Origin of the sequence: Shimia ponticola, from assembly GCF_007995215.1 — a bacterium.
Taxonomy (GTDB): domain Bacteria; phylum Pseudomonadota; class Alphaproteobacteria; order Rhodobacterales; family Rhodobacteraceae; genus Shimia_B; species Shimia_B ponticola.
The window spans coordinates 268,849-284,269 of sequence record NZ_VCDK01000002.1 but is presented as its reverse complement, the minus strand read 5'-3'; the positions used below and the strand labels follow the sequence as shown (position 1 = coordinate 284,269).

The window sequence follows — 15,421 nt, the reverse complement described above, 5'->3', positions numbered from 1 at the left end:
ACGCGCGATTTTGCGCAGATTGGGTTGCATCATGCCGCAGCAATCTTGATATCTTGTCATATCACGAGGAGGGTCCCTGATGACTGACATGAAAGATCGCGCTGACGCGTTCGAAGCCAAATTCGCCCACGATGCCGAAATGGCGTTCAAAGTCGCCGCGCGCCGCAACAAGATGCTGGCTGAATGGGCTGGTGGTATGCTGCAAAAGTCCGAGGACGAAATGGCGGCTTATGTCACCGAAGTCATCAAGTCGGATTTCGAGGAAGCCGGTGACGAAGACGTCATTCGCAAGCTTGTCGGTGACATCGGGCATTTGACCGATGAGGGCGGTATTCGCCAAATGGTTGCGGACCTGACAATCCAGGCCAAAGCTCAAGTAATGGGTGAGCATGATTCATAATCTTGATGCAAATGTTGAATTTGCATCATGTTTCGCGCGCGCGTAAACAGCGGGGGCTTCCAGTGGGAAGCCCCTTTTGTTTTCTGCGGAGCGTTCCATGGCCCATATCCTTCACACCCTTCTCGACACTCAGGGCTGGGTTTTGGCCGATGGCGCAACCGGAACGAACCTGTTCAACATGGGCCTTGAGGCCGGTGATGCGCCCGAGCTTTGGAACGAAACCAAACCCGATGCGATCCGCGCGCTGTACAAGGGTGCCGTTGATGCGGGCTCTGATCTCTTCCTGACAAATTCCTTCGGCGGAAACCGTGCACGGCTCAAACTGCATGATGCAGGCGACCGCGCCCGCGAACTCAGCCGCATTTCGGCTGAACTTGGCCGTGAGATCGCCGATGCAGCGGACCGCCCTGTGATTGTTGCGGGCTCGGTCGGACCGACAGGCGAAATCATGCAGCCCATGGGCGAACTGACCCACGAGGCCGCTGTTGAGATGTTCCACGAACAGGCAGAGGGCCTCAAAGAAGGCGGCGCTGACCTGCTGTGGGTCGAAACGATTTCTGCCGCGGAGGAATTCAGAGCGGCGGCAGAGGCCTTTGCGCTCGCAGACATGCCTTGGTGCGGCACGATGAGCTTTGACACTGCCGGACGCACTATGATGGGGCTGACGGCCCCTCATATGGTCAAAATGGTCAACAAACTACCCAATCCACCGATGGCTTTTGGCGCGAATTGTGGTGTTGGAGCATCCGATCTGTTGCGCACCGTGCTGGGCTTTGCGTCGGCGGGTCCAACACTGCCGCTGATCGCCAAGGGCAATGCCGGCATTCCAAAATATCACAACGGACACATTCACTATGACGGCACGCCTGAGTTGATGGCAGACTACGCTGTTCTTGCCCGAGACTGCGGCGCGTCCATCATTGGCGGCTGCTGCGGCACGACACCGGACCACCTGCAAAAAATGCGTGCAGCCCTCGAAACCACACCAAAAGGGTCCGCGCCCACGCTTGATGCCATTGCCGCCGCACTGGGTGGCTTTTCGTCCGAAGACGATGGCACGTCAGGCAAAACGCCGACGCGCACCAGACGCCGCCGCCGCGCTGCCTAGGCCTAATCAAAACAGGCTCAGTTGATCGCCTGCCCGTGGCGGCACATGAAAGAGGTCCGTTCTCAGGTTCGGGCCGCTTTCCGAAAGGCCCAAGCGACGCACCGCCACTTTATAGCGTTGGCTAATCATCTTGGCATATAGCCCTTCGCCGCGCATGCGTTTGAACCACTTACTGTCATAGTCCATGCCACCATGGCTTTCGCGAATGCGCGCCATGACCTTGTTTGCCTGATCGGGCACACAAGCCTGCAACCAATCCCTGAAGAGCTCAGCGACCTCGAATGGCTGCCGCAACAAAACCCACGACGACGCGCTCGCGCCTGCATCCCGCGCAGCCGTGAGGATTGCCTCCAACTCATGATCGGTCAGCCCCGGGATCATGGGCGAGGCCAGCACCCGGACCGGAACGCCTGCGTCCGCCAGCCGTTCAATCGCCTTCAATCGCCGTTCGGGTGACGGCGCGCGGGGTTCCATTTGGCGGCACAATCGGGCGTCCAGCGTCGTCACGGAAATCCCGACCGACACAAGGGAATTCGCCGCAAGATCGGACAAGATATCAAGGTCGCGTTCGATTAGCGCCCCTTTCGTCGTGATCATAACCGGATGCTGAAAATCCCGCAGAACATCAAGGCATTGGCGCATGACGTTTTGCTTCAGTTCGACAGGCTGATAAGGGTCTGTATTGGTCCCGAACGCCATCGGCGCCGGCGTGTAACCCTTGGCAGACAGTTCCCGCGCAAGCCGATCCGGCGCGTTTGGTTTCACCGTCAGCTTTGTTTCGAAGTCCAAACCCGGAGACAGGTCCAAATAGGCGTGAGTGGGCCGCGCAAAACAATAAATGCAGCCATGCTCACACCCGCGATAGGGATTGACCGACCGATCAAACGAGAGATCAGGAGAGGTGTTTCGCGTGATGATGCGGCGCGCTTTTTCGGTGCGCAGCTCAGTCCGGATTGGCGCCACCTCTTCAAAGCCCCAACCATCGTCAAAAACGCTGTCCTCTCGCGTTGAGAAACGACCTGATGGGTTCAGCCCTGTGCCTCGGCTGCTAGGTTTGTTTGACTGAATCGGCATGACGCAGTTTTTAGAACAAAATAGGAACATATCCAACTGAAACAATACTCATAACCTTCATGCTGCATTTGCATCGGTCGGTTGCGGCTCTGTGCTTGTCGCTATTGGGTCAGCGTTTTAAGCCGATAAGGCATCATACACGCAGGTATACCAAGCTCCGCGACGCGTGCGGAGTGCGTGAGGCTTGCAAAAAGGAACAGAGCCCATGTCCGACGAAGAAGACGATATCATCCTGTCAGAGCTGGACGACGAAGAGCTTGTCCAACAGATGTTCGACGACCTTTACGATGGCCTCAAGGAGGAAATCGAAGAGGGCGTGAACATCCTGCTAGAACGCGGCTGGGCGCCTTACCGGGTCCTGACCGAAGCGCTCGTGGGCGGCATGACCATCGTCGGAAATGACTTCCGCGACGGTATTCTGTTTGTGCCAGAGGTCCTTTTGGCCGCGAACGCGATGAAAGGTGGTATGGCCATCCTGAAGCCGCTCTTGGCCGAAACCGGCGCACCACGGGTCGGGAAAATGGTTATCGGCACGGTCAAAGGCGACATCCACGACATTGGTAAGAACCTTGTGTCGATGATGATGGAAGGCGCCGGGTTTGAGGTGGTCGATCTTGGGATCAACAACCCGGTTGAAAACTATCTCGAAGCGCTGGAAACCGAAGAGCCAGACATTCTGGGCATGTCGGCCCTGCTAACGACCACGATGCCGTACATGAAGGTCGTGATCGACACCATGAACGAGAAAGGCATCCGTGATGACTATATCGTTCTGGTCGGCGGCGCGCCGCTGAACGAAGAGTTCGGCAAGGCCATCGGTGCGGACGCCTATTGCCGCGACGCAGCCGTTGCTGTGGAAACAGCGAAAGAGTTCGTCGCCCGCAAACACAACCAAATGGCTGCCGGTTAATCCACGGCGGATCATTGTTATGATGGCGTCCGGGCACAGTCTGGACGCCATTTTTGTTTTCGCTTGTCACTGATCGACACAGGGCATCAATGGGCAACAAAGGGCGACATGGCACAGATTTCTGACACAGAGCTAACCGAAACCGGGCTGGACCGCGCGGGCGACGGACGTGTTCTGATCCTTGCCTGCGGGGCACTGGCGCGCGAGATCATCGCTCTGATCAAACTGAACGCCTGGCAACACCTGACGCTGACCTGTCTGCCAGCCAAGCTTCACCTTTATCCCGATCAAATCGTCACAGCCGTCGAGGAAGCCGTGCACAAGCATCGCGACCAATACGATCGCATTTTCGTGGCCTATGCCGACTGCGGAACGGGCGGATTGTTAGAGACCAAATGCAGGGAATTGGGCGTCGAAATGATCGCGGGTCCACATTGCTACAGCTTCTTTGAAGGCAATACCGCCTTTGCGGCCAAAGGCGATGATGACATCACGACCTTCTACCTGACCGATTTTCTGGTGAAACAGTTCGATGCCTTCGTGTGGCGGCCGATGGGGTTGGACAAACACCCCGAACTGCTTCCGATGTATTTCGGAAACTACGAAAAGCTGGTGTATCAGGCCCAGACGGATGATCCTGACCTGACCGAAAAGGCCCAGGATTGCGCGACGCGGTTAGGGCTGGCGTTCGAACGACGTTTCACCGGTTACGGCGATCTGGAAACCGCTTTGCAATCAGCCTAGCCGACCTGTGCGGCAGCGGTTTCACGAATGCGTTCGACCATGGCCCGCAGGCCATTGGATCGTTGCGCACTAAGATGGTCATTCAACCCAAGTCGACCAAGCTCACTCAAAGCATCCGTTTCAAGCACCTGTCTGGCCGATTGCCCGTTATAGAGTGCAAGAAGGACAGCAATCAGTCCGCGCACAATCATCGCATCGCTTTCGCCTTCAAAGCTCAGGCGTGCGTCCGCGCCCTGCCCTTCGATGGTCGGATGCAACCACACCTGGCTCGCGCAGCCGTCCACCTTGGTCGCTGGCACCTTTAGGGCATCAGGCAAGGGATCCATCTTTTTGCCCATATCGATCACTTCACGATAGCGATCCTCCCAGTCGTCTAGGAATTCGAAGGTTTCGACGATGTCTTCAAAGCTTTCCTGAGCCATGGGTGTCCTTGGATTTCTGTTGCCTCTCGCGGCATATGCCTCAGCGACATATGTGCCTGATAATCAAAGGTCCATAGCCGGGACTTTTCACCGCCCCATCAACCCGCTAGGAACACCTTGTGGGGGACGACTGCATGAAACGTGCTTTGATTTCTTTGACCTTGATTGCGGCAACGACAGCCGGCTGCGCACGCGTGGCCGAAAGCCCGATCAATCCGATGAATTGGTTTTCCCGCGACAATACCGCCCCTGTCGCACCGGCAGACATTAAGCCGCTCGTTCCTGAGCGACGGGTCGTTCGCAGCATCGACAACCGCGCACTCGTTCAACAGGTCACGTCCCTTGAGGTCATCCCAACCTCCGGCGGTGCCATTGTTCAGGCTACCGGTGTCGCCAGCAACGCTGGAACCTTCAGCGCCCAGTTGGTTCAACGCGCCCGATCGGGCGGCGTCCTCAGCTATGAAATCCGCACGTTTGCCGGTGGCGGCGGCGGGGGCAGCAGGGTCAGTGTGGCTGAATTCGTGTCCAATGGGGATCTTGCAGGGATCACCCGGATCGAGGTGTCGAGCGCGACGAATACGCTGTCTCGACGCGCACGTTAAAGCGCGACCAACGTCACCTTAGACCCGCGCACGGCCAACGCAACCTCACCGTCGCACAAACGCAATGCGTCATCGCCGAAGACTTCCCGACGCCAGCCTTTGAGCGCCGCAACGTCCCGTTCACCACCTGCGATGCTGTCGAGGTCTGCCACAGTCGCGATCAGCTTTTGTGCCACGCCAGACTGATCCGCCTTGGCTTTCAAAAGAACGCGAAGAAGGTCTGCGAGCGCCGGGTTCACCTGCAATTTGTCGCGGGACCGATCAACTTCAGGGTAATCTTCTGGCCCATAGGCAGACGCCGCAGAAATGGCATCCAAAATGCCTTGAGCGATTTCGCCCTTGCGGGCCTCACGCAGCAAAAGCCGCGAGCGAGACAGATCACCCGGATTGCGCGGTTTGGTCGAAGCCAATTCAATTAGCGCATCGTCCTTGAACACGCGCGACCGGGGTACATTTCGAGTTTGAGCATAGGCCTCACGAAACCGGGCCAGCTCTTTGACCGCAGCCATGAATTTGCCCGACGTGGTGCGCGTCTTGACGCGTTTCCATGCATCATTAGGCGCGATTTCATAGGTGGCGGGGTCTGTCAGGATACGCAACTCTTCCTGCACCCAGCGTGTCCGGTTGGTCCGGTCCAACTCACTCGCCAGGAATTCGTAGATCTGGCGAAGATGTGTGACGTCCGCCAAGGCATAGGCCTTTTGCGCATCTGTCAAAGGACGACGTGACCAATCCGTAAACCGGCTCGATTTGTCGACGCTGTCTTTTGCAATTCGGCGGACAAGCGTTTCGTAGCCGACCTGCTCCCCGAAGCCACACACCATCGCAGCAACCTGTGTGTCGAATAGCGGCTGCGGAAAGACGCCAGCCTCGAAATAAAAAATTTCGAGATCCTGCCGCGCAGCGTGAAACACCTTAACGACGGATGTATCCCGAAAAAGATCGTAAAGAGGTTCGAGAGAGAGCCCATCGGCGAGCGGATCGACAAGAACCGCTGCATCCTCGGCACCGGGGTGCGCGATCTGTATCAGGCAAAGCTTGGAATAATAGGTGCGCTCGCGCAGAAACTCTGTGTCCACTGTTACGTAGGGATGTTCGCCTGCCTCTTTGCAAAACGCGGCAAGCTCTTCCGTCGTCGTCAGTGTTCTCATACGCAGATAGGCTTTCTTGGTCTTGTTGGCCGAGCTATGCGCTGGAATGCAGCCAGAGTCTATAGGTGTCACAAAACCGTTAGTCTTGTGTGTCTTGGATCATCACGGGCGTCCGGTCCCCTGCCGCGAACCTGCGCAGCACTTGCGGGTAGAGCTGATGTTCTAACTTCAACACCCGCGCCGCAAGCGCATCGGACGTTGCGGTACCGCCGATTTGCAATTTCGCCTGTCCGAGAATTGGGCCGTCATCCAGCACCTCGGTCACCTCATGGACCGTGCAACCATGCTGGATATCTCCGGCCTCAAGCGCGCGCGCATGGGTGTGTAATCCCGGATATTTGGGCAAAAGAGACGGATGAATATTCAGCATGCGCCCGGCCCAAGGACGAACGAACGCCGGCGTCAAAACCCGCATAAAGCCTGCAAGGCAAATGATATCCGGCGCATGCGCTTCAAGATGCGTCTGGATTTCAGCCTCGAATGCAGCGCGGTCGCCTTTGAACGGCTTGTGATCGACCACAAGGGTCGACAGCCCCTGCTCTTTGGCCCATGCGATGCCGCCTGCGTCAGGCTGGTTCGAGACGATCACGCAAGGGCGCGCCGGGTGATCCCCAACCATGGACTGCGCCAGCGCCCGCATGTTTGAGCCGCCGCCCGACAGAAAAATCGCAACCCGTTTGGTCAAAGGAGCGATCCGCTGTAACGCACACCTTCACCTGCCGTGACTCGGCCCAGTTGAACGACCGTTTCACCCGCTTGCGTCAGCGTCGCTGCCGTCGCCTCTGCGTCGGACTGGGGCACGATCACAACCATGCCAATCCCGGCGTTGAAGGTTTTCAACATTTCGGCTTCGGCAATGCCGCCTGCATCCGCCAACCATTTAAAGACCGGCGGCAGATCCCATGCATTGAGATCAATCTCCGCCCCCAGACCCTCTGGCAACGCGCGCGGTGTGTTTTCGGTCAAACCACCGCCCGTCACATGGATCAGGCCGCGAACCGGATGCGCGCGCAACGCCGCCAAGGCCGGCTGAACATAAAGCCGTGTCGGTGTCAGAAGCGCTTCGCCCAAGGTGGTCTCTGCAAATGGCGCAGGCGCATCCCACGACAGGCCAGACAGCTCAACAATCCGCCGCACCAGCGAGTAGCCGTTGGAGTGAACGCCATCAGACATAAGCCCAAGAAGGACATCACCCTCGGTCACGTCCCGCGGCAAGTCTGCTCCGCGCTCCATCGCGCCAACGGCAAAGCCCGCAAGATCAAAATCGCCTGCGGGATACATCCCCGGCATTTCAGCGGTTTCGCCGCCGATTAACGCGCAACCAGAGCCTTTACATCCGGCGGCGATCCCTTCGATGACAGTGGCGGCTTGATCATTGTCCAGCTTGCCGGTGGCAAAGTAGTCGAGGAAGAACAGCGGCTCTGCACCCTGACAGATCAGGTCATTCACACACATCGCTACAAGATCAACGCCAACACCGGTCATGACACCGGTATCGATTGCAATACGCAGTTTGGTGCCAACACCGTCGGTCGCGGCCACAAGGATTGGATCCTCGTAGCCGGCAGCCCTGAGGTCAAAGAGGCCGCCAAAGCCACCGAGACCCGACATGACACCAGACCGTTTCGTCGCCGCAGCAGCGGGTTTGATGCGATCGACAAGTGCGTTGCCCGCGTCGATATCAACGCCTGCATCCGCGTATGTCAGGCCGTTTTTGCCGGTCATTCACCTGTCTCCTTCGTCCCCGAGGCATCCCTTGCGCGGGGCAGTAGCAGGGGTGCGCACCAATGCCAACTGCGGCTTAAGCCGCATGGCGCGCGCCCAGCCAAAACATGAAGCGGATCAGCAAAAGAAAGAGCCCTGCAAAGAGGATCGCTGGAAGCAAAAACGGAGCAACGGACCCCAAGGTACCACCCTGTGCCGCAATCGCGCCGCCAAATAGAAAGACAAGTGTCGCGAGATAGACAAAGAGGAACACGAGCGACAAAACCCATGCACTCTTTTGCGCAGGCGCCGCCGCATGAACCAGCCTGTAATGGCGTCCCGCGTCCCATGCGGCATAGGCTGGTGGCAAAGCCACAAGAACTGGCGGCGGTTGAACCGAAAAAACTGTCAGGAAAACCAGCCCCAAAACGGACGCGGCGACAGAGGCAAACAGCAACCTCCAGAAAAAGCGGATCATCAGGGCTGAATGCGTTCCCATGGTCTCTCTCAAGATCGTTTGCACTTACAGATTCGAGAGGCTCAAGACCCACTTGACCCCCGCTGAACCAACGCATACCCCAATCGAGCGTGGGCCTGTAGCTCAATTGGTTAGAGCAGAGCGCTCATAACGCTTTGGTTGCGGGTTCAAGTCCTGCCGGGCCTACCACACTTCCACGCCCTGCCCTTTATCGCGCCAACACAAGATCGGCACGCAAACCGCCAAGGTCGCTGCTTTTTGACAGGCTTAACGAGCCGCCGTGTTGGCGAGCAATATCCGTCACAATAGCAAGACCCAAGCCGACCGAGCCACCTTGGTTTTGATTGCGCGCTGCATCGAGGCGGGTGAAGGGGCGCACGGCCGCGGCACGGTCGGATGCCGGAATGCCTGGGCCGTCATCCTCGATCCGAATGACGACAGACCGCCCGTGGATAATGATGCTCACGCGGACATTCGTCCCATATTTCAGGCCGTTACTCACCAGGTTGCCAACGGCCCGCTTGATGGCTGTTGGCCGAACGGCCACAGAGACAGATGTATCTGGAATGATACGCGTCACCGGGTTGTCAGACGTCTCGCACATGTCAACGGCGTCGTTGACCAAGTCGATCACATCCGTTGGAACCGGTTCATCCTCGGCCCCTTCCCGCGCGAATTCCAGAAACGCATCGATCATCTGCCGCATGTCATCCACGTCACTTCGCAGGTCTTTGACCTCGGCGTCATCGGGCATCATCGCCAGCCCCAATTGCAACCGAGTGAGCGGCGTCCGCAGGTCATGGCTGACCCCAGAAAGCAGCAAGGTGCGTTGTTCAATCTGACGTTCAATCCGGTTGCGCATGTCCAAGAAAGCATTGCCGGCAGCGCGCACCTCGACCGCGCCAGAAGGCGAATAGTCTTCTACGCGACCGCGTCCAAACGCCTCCGAAGCACGTGCAAGACGTTTGATCGGCCTCAACTGATTGCGAAGAAATGCAAAGGATATCAGCGACATGAAAAGACCCGTTAACACCATCAAAACCAAGAGTTGATGCGGGTTACGGGCCGACACCGTGCGACGGGGGAATTCAACGCGGAAATCCTGGCCGCGATCGTTCAAGTACAGAATGACACGACGGTTTGTCGTCAGATCAATCGCCTGAACGTCAAACGCACGCCGCAGGCGATTGATGATCGTGATGCCAGAAATGTCGTACCAAAGCTTGCGATCCACGCTTGGCGCATCCGCTGCGCGCGCCACGTCGATATTCAGCGGATCGCCCGCGGTGAATTGGGCGATTTCCAACCCTTCATCATCGATCACGTCCAGCACATGCTCGATCACGACCATCTGATTTTCGGTCATCTGGCGCGTGACATCTTCGAAGTGGCGTTGGATAAACACCACTGACACAATGATCTGAAGCGCAAGAAACGGCAAAAGCAGGATCAAGGCCGCACGCCAGTACAGCCCCCGCGGCATGTAGTTCTTGAGCCAGCGAAACATCATGACGCGACACTATCGGTGTGCTGCGCCAAAGGAAAACCCCAGAAACCCTCCCATGAGCAACACATCGCCCCTCATCCGTCTAAGCTCTGACGTGCTCTGCCTGCAGTGCAACAACCCGTCCCCTTTGACCGGCCCTGGCACGAATACCTTTTTGGTGGGGCAAAACGACATCGCGGTGATTGACCCCGGTCCGGATGATCCCGACCACCTTGAGCACATACTCGCGGCTGTGCCCGATGGCGCCCGGGTGACCAAGGTGCTGGTCACGCACAGCCATCTGGACCACTCCCCCAATGCCCGGGTGTTGGCCGATCGGGTCGACGCCCCAATCTACGCCTACGGTGCAGATGGGACTGGCCGATCAGACGTAATGCAGGATTTGGGCGAACGTGCCGACCTCGGTGGAGGTGAAGGTCGAGACCACAGGTTTGTGCCGGACATAACCTTGGTTGACGGGCAGACACTCGCGCATGACGGGCAACTCCTGACCGCCCTACATACGCCGGGCCACTACGGCAACCACATGGCATATCAGTGGGGGCGCACCGCCTTTACCGGCGATTTGGTCATGGCTTGGGCGACAACCTTAGTATCGCCGCCTGATGGTGACGTGTCTGACTTTCTCGCGTCGTGCCGCAAGCTGGCGGACGCGGGTCTTGAAACGCTCTACGCCGCCCACGGTCAGGCAATCACTGATCCGAGCCAAAGGCTCGCTGACCTGATAACCCACCGCACAACGCGCGAGGCCGAAGTCTTGAGCGCCCTGCGCGACGGACCGGCGACGCCATCGGCTTTGACAGAACACATCTATGCGCAGGTTCCAAAGCACCTTTGGCCCGCCGCACAGCGCAATGTTCTGGCCCATTTGATCGACCTCACGGCGCGCAACATGGTCAAGTGCGAAGGCCCGTTTGGTCCGGACGAAAAATTTACGCTGCGATAGCCAGTTTTCCGCGAAAACCCACTTGCCGCCTCCAAAACGCGTTGCTATAGCCGCGCAACGTGTTCCGGCGTAGCTCAGCGGTAGAGCAGTTGACTGTTAATCAATTGGTCGTAGGTTCGATCCCTACCGCCGGAGCCAATCTTCCCTAATATCTGTTGCGTCAGATTGTGTTTAGAGATTGGCATACACTTCCTTATCAACAAGAAGCTGACCTCCTAAGCCGTTGAATTTACGTACTGGCTCGGCGTTTTTCCGGTTACGCGTGTGAACTCGCGATTGAAGTTGGACTTTGTGTTGAAGCCACTGGCAAGCATGGCTTGCGTGACGGGTTCTCCCCGATCCAATTCGGCGCAGGCAGCGCGGATGCGGTAGTCGTTGACATATCGCGATACGTTTTGGCCGCTAGCTTTGTTGATCGCGGAAGATAGGGATTTGACCGGGACGTGCAGCCGCCGCGCGAGACGGGCAAGGGTAAGGTCAGGGTCGAGATACAACTGTTCGTTTTGCATTAACGCGTCGAGCCGGGCGATCAGCTCGGTTTGCGCAACGGTGGCTTTGGCCGGCTCAGCATTATTGGCGGTCTTTTCGAATGCTTGCGCAGGACCTTCTGCATCGCGCGACAGGCTCAGAAGGCCGACACCAAGCAGCGTAAAGGATGTGAAGATACTGATGATGATCGGACGCAGAGCTGGTTGACCCATTATCATGACGCCAGCAATCAGCACGTCCGACAGCGCAGACAAGATCAGCAGCGCGCCGACGCCGCGCCAAAGTTGCCGTGGCAGCGGACCGGATTGCAGGCGTGCGCCCGACAGATTTCCCTGTCCATGCAGTGCCATCAGAATGGCGATCCCATACCCGAGAAACGCAATGAGCAGCAAAACGTCGACAGCCATAGGCAGGAAGACCAGACACACGGCGATTCCGACCGGAAGCAGGGCGTGCACCGCAGCGCGCCTCGGGTCAAACGCACCCTGCGCCACGGATTGAAACGTCATCCACGCCAGAGGCGGGATCACAACAGCAACCACAGGCTGCAATAGGCGGGCAAAATCGACGCCATAGTGTTGCGCGAGACTGATGAGCAGCGCCTGCAATGCGCAAACAGCGATGAGGGCGAGAAACAATCCAGACCTGTCCCTTGCCCACAAATGGCTCACGACAAGAAACCCCAGCAAAAGAGCAACAAACATCGGCAACGGCAAGGTCAACATTTCAATGACCTAGCCGAGCGGCTGCGGCCGCGCGACCCAAAATGTCAGGAGCCGATGCGCAAGGTCACAATCTCGAACGGGGCAAGATCAATCGTGATGCAGTGATCATCCATTTCAACCGGATCGAACCGATCCTCCAGAAGAGACGACACACCTACCCAAGTGATATCCTCGCGGAACCGCAGCTTGACCGGACCGCGCATACGATGCGCCTCATACAGGCGCAGAATTGTGCCGTTTCCGTCTTCTGACGGCTTCACCGTTTCCAACATGACGTTTGCGTTGGCGAAGGTGACCAAAGGCTCAATCCCCTGCCCCTGTGCCTTGCTCACAGCAAACCGGCGGACGGGATGGTTCAGCGCATAAGCCTCAGCCGGGACATGATCCCGCCAATCGCCGGGATGGGGCATGAGAGCATATACAAAACTGTGTTTGCCCTGATCGGACACTGGATCAGGCGATGTTGGTGAACGCAGCAAGGATAGCCGCATGACGTTATCCTTCACGTCATGCCCGTATTTGCCGTCATTCAGTAGCGCCACGCCGTAATCTGCTTCGCCCAGATGCGCCCATTTCTGCGCGCAAACCTCAAACCGAGCCGCGTCCCAACTGGTGTTGCGGTGTGTCGGGCGATCAATGTGGCCCCACTGAATGTTATACGTCGCACGCGTCGCACGCATCGCAACGGGGAATGCGGCCTTCACAAGGAAATGGTGATCATGCCAGTCGATTTCGGTTTTGAAATCGATGCGACGTGACCGTCTGGTCAAGCTGATCCTTTGGCAAATCGTGCTTGAGCGCCACTGACGCTCTATGACGATGCACGCCCGAAGTGGACCGCTTTCGGTGATTTCAAACCGGGTTACGCCTCCGATCACCTCTCCCCTATCTTCAAAGAATGGATCAATGTCCCACGCATCCCATGAGATGGGTCGATCCTCAAAGGCCTGCAGGATGTTGCCGCGAGCGCCTTTCTCGATGACCTCGCGGTTGGAGCGTTTGTCATAGACGCTGGCCAGCGTACCATCCGCCTGAACCTGAACGCACAACATGCCGTTTTCGAGAACAACGTAATCCGGCCCGGGCGTGGCCGTGACCGCGTCCAGAGGGTCAGGTCCTGGTAGCAGGACCGCCCTGAGGCAGCTCACGCTGTAGCCCACCACACGCTCTGGCAATTCAACCAGCGTGCCGTCTTCTACGGTCTGCACAGGCAGCGCCTCACCAGTGTCCATGTCGAGATACCCGTCCGGCACCTGATCAATGAGGACCAGTCGTGGCGCGGGCAATGGCGACGCGTCGACCAGCACAACATCCGCACCTTCGGTCAGCTGTGGTTCAAGCGTCGCAATCGCACGATCCATGGCAGCCGTAGCGTCCCACGTGATCTGTGCGAAATCCTTGCGCGCATCATCGAACACTTCGGTGATTGAGGTGCCGGTCAGGATATCGTGGAACTGGTTGGTACAGAGCATTTTCCATGCAGGTCTCAGGTCCTGCCCGGACAGGCCCGCAAGTGCTAAAAGAAATTCAGCATCGTGCAAAAGACACTCTGCAGTTCGATTGGCGTGCTTGATCCATGCCTGAGATGTCAGAACGCCTCGATGCCCTTCGAGGTAGAGCTCCCCCTGCCAGACCGGCAGCCGATCCTTTTTCTCGTCAATCGCTTCAAAGAACTCGCGCACCGAAGACGGCCGGAGGCGCGGCGCGCCGGGCATAGCCGAATAAACGCGTGCTTTGCGGATCAGTTCCTCGGTCGGGCCGCCGCCGCCGTCACCATAGCCGTAGGCGATCATCAGGTCCTCGACATGGGCCTTCGCGGTGTTGCGTTCCCATGTGCCGATCACCTCATAGGCGCTCAGGTCAGATTTGTAATTCGTCGGAAACGGCAGGTGCTGAACCTCGCGAGGGGTGGTCAGGAACTGCGCCAGTACCCGCGATCCGTCGATGCCCTCCCACCATGTCGAGGAGGATGGGATTTGGTTGGTCTGGTTCCAGTTCAGCTTATTCGTGACAAACCATTTCAGGCCTGCCTGTTTCATCAACTGCGGCAGGCTCGCAGCAAAGCCGAACGTGTCGGGCAACCACAGGACGGGTGTCTCTGCCTGACCAAAGACCTTGAGCGCGTATTGGCGGGACAACAGGATTTGGCGCACCAGCGCTTCGGCCCCTGGCATGTTGGTGTCCGGTTCGACCCACATGCCACCAAGGACTTCCCAGCGCCCCTCTTTCACGCGGGTTCGGATTTCCTCGAACATCTCTGGATAGTCTTCTTCGGTCCATTCATACAGCTGCGGCTGGGAGTGGCTAAAGCGGTATTCCGGGAACTGATCCATGAGGCGCAGCACGTTTGAGTAGGTGCGCGCGTTCTTACGTCTGATCTGGCTGATGGGCCAAAGGTAGGCCACATCCATATGCGCATGGCCAATCCCGTGCAGCGTAATGTCCATCGGGACGCCCGCCTCCGAGATACCGATACGGACAGACCGCAAGGCATCCTTCATGGACGCACGAAAATCGTCATGCCCCAGATCCCGCGTGTCGAGCGTCAGGAACGCCCGGTCCAGCGCATTCAGCAGCCGATGCTTTTCGGGTCGTCCTTCAGCCAGTTGCTGCGCCACATCAAGCGCGACCTCAGCCAGCGTGATAAAGCTTTCCAGCACGCGGTCGATCTCGACCACCGCGCACTCATTCATAAAGAGTTGGGCCGGATCGCTCGGGTCCGGCGGCCAGCCGGCGAGCCCGGTCCAACCCTGCAACATCAGGTCATGGGGTTTGCCATCGGCCAACGCGCGATCCAGCGGGATGGTATGGTGATACCTGTCTGCAGAACCGATGGCTTGACCATCGATGTGAACCAGCGACTCCGGGTGGGTGAAAATATCACCGGCCACACCCATCGGCAGATGCAGGGCCGGGTTTTGCCATGCCTCAGGCACCGTGAAGGTCGTCCGCAGCACAAAATGCGTGTTCTGTCCGGCCCAGTAGGTATTCCACGGCACTTCGGTCGCAGGCGCGGATGGATCAGGATCAGCCGCAGCATCTGGCAAGGTTTGCATAGAAAACGGGGCAAACGGGCGGCGGTCCACCCGCACATATTTGCGGATCATGTCGATCCGTTTGCCAATCTTTTCAGCCGTAAACCGGCGGGCGTGCGACATTGC

Annotated in this window: 15 protein-coding genes and 2 tRNA genes; 8 read left to right on the top strand and 9 right to left on the bottom strand. The window is 58.0% G+C overall.

All coding sequences use genetic code 11. The annotated features are described in order from the left end of the window. The first annotated feature begins 79 nt into the window (after positions 1-79). Positions 80-400 carry a DUF1476 domain-containing protein gene (locus tag FE702_RS02740; protein WP_147124677.1) on the top strand — a complete coding sequence of 107 codons (321 nt, stop codon included), beginning with the start codon at positions 80-82 and terminating at the stop codon, positions 398-400. A 97-nt stretch (positions 401-497) separates the two neighbouring features. Then, positions 498-1,508: a betaine--homocysteine S-methyltransferase gene (gene bmt / locus FE702_RS02735; RefSeq protein WP_147124676.1), complete on the top strand. Its 1,011-nt coding sequence runs from the start codon at positions 498-500 to the stop codon at positions 1,506-1,508. 6 nt (positions 1,509-1,514) lie between these two features. Here bmt and FE702_RS02730 read toward each other — a convergent pair whose 3' ends face one another. Then, positions 1,515-2,582 (bottom strand): PA0069 family radical SAM protein, encoded by a 1,068-nt coding sequence (locus FE702_RS02730; RefSeq protein ID WP_147124675.1) that lies wholly within the window; start codon positions 2,580-2,582, stop codon positions 1,515-1,517. Between the two features lie 205 nt (positions 2,583-2,787). Between FE702_RS02730 and FE702_RS02725 the strand changes: the two genes are divergently transcribed. Further along, a complete protein-coding gene (locus FE702_RS02725) occupies positions 2,788-3,492 on the top strand; it encodes a corrinoid protein (protein ID WP_147124674.1) in 705 nt (234 codons plus the stop codon). 108 nt (positions 3,493-3,600) lie between these two features. Further along, on the top strand, positions 3,601-4,236 hold the full coding sequence (locus tag FE702_RS02720; protein WP_147124673.1) for a DUF1638 domain-containing protein: 636 nt from the start codon (positions 3,601-3,603) through the stop codon (positions 4,234-4,236). On the opposite strand, the gene FE702_RS02715 is transcribed toward FE702_RS02720, so the two are convergent. After that, positions 4,233-4,658 (bottom strand): SufE family protein, encoded by a 426-nt coding sequence (locus FE702_RS02715; protein WP_147124672.1) that lies wholly within the window; start codon positions 4,656-4,658, stop codon positions 4,233-4,235. The genes FE702_RS02720 and FE702_RS02715 overlap by 4 nt on opposite strands. A 134-nt stretch (positions 4,659-4,792) precedes the next feature. Here FE702_RS02715 and FE702_RS02710 point away from each other — a divergent pair, with 134 nt between their 5' ends. Further along, entirely contained in the window at positions 4,793-5,260 is a 468-nt protein-coding gene (locus tag FE702_RS02710) for a hypothetical protein (RefSeq protein ID WP_147124671.1), read from the top strand. Here FE702_RS02710 and rnd read toward each other — a convergent pair. The 4 genes from rnd to FE702_RS02690 all read right to left on the bottom strand — a co-directional run bounded on the left by rnd (position 5,257) and on the right by FE702_RS02690 (position 8,614). Continuing rightward, positions 5,257-6,411 (bottom strand): ribonuclease D, encoded by a 1,155-nt coding sequence (gene rnd, locus FE702_RS02705; RefSeq protein ID WP_147124840.1) that lies wholly within the window; start codon positions 6,409-6,411, stop codon positions 5,257-5,259. The genes FE702_RS02710 and rnd overlap by 4 nt on opposite strands. Positions 6,412-6,490: 79 nt before the next feature. Further along, on the bottom strand, positions 6,491-7,096 hold the full coding sequence (gene purN / locus FE702_RS02700; RefSeq protein WP_147124670.1) for a phosphoribosylglycinamide formyltransferase: 606 nt from the start codon (positions 7,094-7,096) through the stop codon (positions 6,491-6,493). Continuing rightward, the gene (gene purM / locus FE702_RS02695) at positions 7,093-8,136 is read right to left on the bottom strand and encodes a phosphoribosylformylglycinamidine cyclo-ligase (protein WP_147124669.1); all 1,044 of its coding nucleotides are present in this window, start codon (positions 8,134-8,136) and stop codon (positions 7,093-7,095) included. The genes purN and purM overlap by 4 nt, the downstream gene beginning before the upstream one ends. Before the next feature lie 76 nt (positions 8,137-8,212). Then, positions 8,213-8,614 carry a hypothetical protein gene (locus tag FE702_RS02690; RefSeq protein ID WP_147124668.1) on the bottom strand — a complete coding sequence of 134 codons (402 nt, stop codon included), beginning with the start codon at positions 8,612-8,614 and terminating at the stop codon, positions 8,213-8,215. Positions 8,615-8,705: 91 nt separating this feature from the next. Between FE702_RS02690 and FE702_RS02685 the strand changes: the two genes are divergently transcribed. Continuing rightward, positions 8,706-8,782 (top strand) — tRNA-Ile (locus FE702_RS02685). 19 nt (positions 8,783-8,801) lie between these two features. Here the strand turns inward: FE702_RS02685 and FE702_RS02680 are convergent. Next, the gene (locus tag FE702_RS02680; protein WP_147124667.1) at positions 8,802-10,103 is read right to left on the bottom strand and encodes an ATP-binding protein; all 1,302 of its coding nucleotides are present in this window, start codon (positions 10,101-10,103) and stop codon (positions 8,802-8,804) included. Positions 10,104-10,155: 52 nt separating this feature from the next. On the opposite strand from FE702_RS02680, the gene FE702_RS02675 reads away from it, so the two are divergent. Both FE702_RS02675 and FE702_RS02670 read left to right on the top strand, forming a co-directional pair. Beyond that, positions 10,156-11,046: an MBL fold metallo-hydrolase gene (locus tag FE702_RS02675; protein WP_147124666.1), complete on the top strand. Its 891-nt coding sequence runs from the start codon at positions 10,156-10,158 to the stop codon at positions 11,044-11,046. Between the two features lie 63 nt (positions 11,047-11,109). After that, positions 11,110-11,184, top strand: a tRNA-Asn gene (locus tag FE702_RS02670). A gap of 77 nt (positions 11,185-11,261) precedes the next feature. Here the strand turns inward: FE702_RS02670 and FE702_RS02665 are convergent. Continuing rightward, the gene (locus tag FE702_RS02665) at positions 11,262-12,239 is read right to left on the bottom strand and encodes a helix-turn-helix domain-containing protein (protein WP_222611781.1); all 978 of its coding nucleotides are present in this window, start codon (positions 12,237-12,239) and stop codon (positions 11,262-11,264) included. Between the two features lie 65 nt (positions 12,240-12,304). Then, positions 12,305-15,418 (bottom strand): alpha-mannosidase, encoded by a 3,114-nt coding sequence (locus tag FE702_RS02660; RefSeq protein WP_147124664.1) that lies wholly within the window; start codon positions 15,416-15,418, stop codon positions 12,305-12,307. Between the last annotated feature and the right edge of the window lie 3 nt (positions 15,419-15,421).

Bases quoted from the DNA above. Each gene is read 5' to 3' on its own strand.
- rnd (WP_147124840.1), bottom strand. From the start codon at position 6,411: ATGAGAACACTGACGACGACGGAAGAGCTTGCCGCGTTTTGCAAAGAG.
- bmt (WP_147124676.1), top strand. From the start codon at position 498: ATGGCCCATATCCTTCACACCCTTCTCGACACTCAGGGCTGGGTTTTG.
- FE702_RS02680 (WP_147124667.1), bottom strand. From the start codon at position 10,103: ATGATGTTTCGCTGGCTCAAGAACTACATGCCGCGGGGGCTGTACTGG.
- purM (WP_147124669.1), bottom strand. From the start codon at position 8,136: ATGACCGGCAAAAACGGCCTGACATACGCGGATGCAGGCGTTGATATC.
- FE702_RS02690 (WP_147124668.1), bottom strand. From the start codon at position 8,614: ATGGGAACGCATTCAGCCCTGATGATCCGCTTTTTCTGGAGGTTGCTG.
- FE702_RS02715 (WP_147124672.1), bottom strand. From the start codon at position 4,658: ATGGCTCAGGAAAGCTTTGAAGACATCGTCGAAACCTTCGAATTCCTA.
- FE702_RS02675 (WP_147124666.1), top strand. From the start codon at position 10,156: ATGAGCAACACATCGCCCCTCATCCGTCTAAGCTCTGACGTGCTCTGC.
- FE702_RS02710 (WP_147124671.1), top strand. From the start codon at position 4,793: ATGAAACGTGCTTTGATTTCTTTGACCTTGATTGCGGCAACGACAGCC.
- FE702_RS02725 (WP_147124674.1), top strand. From the start codon at position 2,788: ATGTCCGACGAAGAAGACGATATCATCCTGTCAGAGCTGGACGACGAA.
- FE702_RS02665 (WP_222611781.1), bottom strand. From the start codon at position 12,239: ATGTTTGTTGCTCTTTTGCTGGGGTTTCTTGTCGTGAGCCATTTGTGG.
- FE702_RS02730 (WP_147124675.1), bottom strand. From the start codon at position 2,582: ATGCCGATTCAGTCAAACAAACCTAGCAGCCGAGGCACAGGGCTGAAC.
- FE702_RS02740 (WP_147124677.1), top strand. From the start codon at position 80: ATGACTGACATGAAAGATCGCGCTGACGCGTTCGAAGCCAAATTCGCC.
- FE702_RS02660 (WP_147124664.1), bottom strand. From the start codon at position 15,418: ATGTCGCACGCCCGCCGGTTTACGGCTGAAAAGATTGGCAAACGGATC.
- FE702_RS02720 (WP_147124673.1), top strand. From the start codon at position 3,601: ATGGCACAGATTTCTGACACAGAGCTAACCGAAACCGGGCTGGACCGC.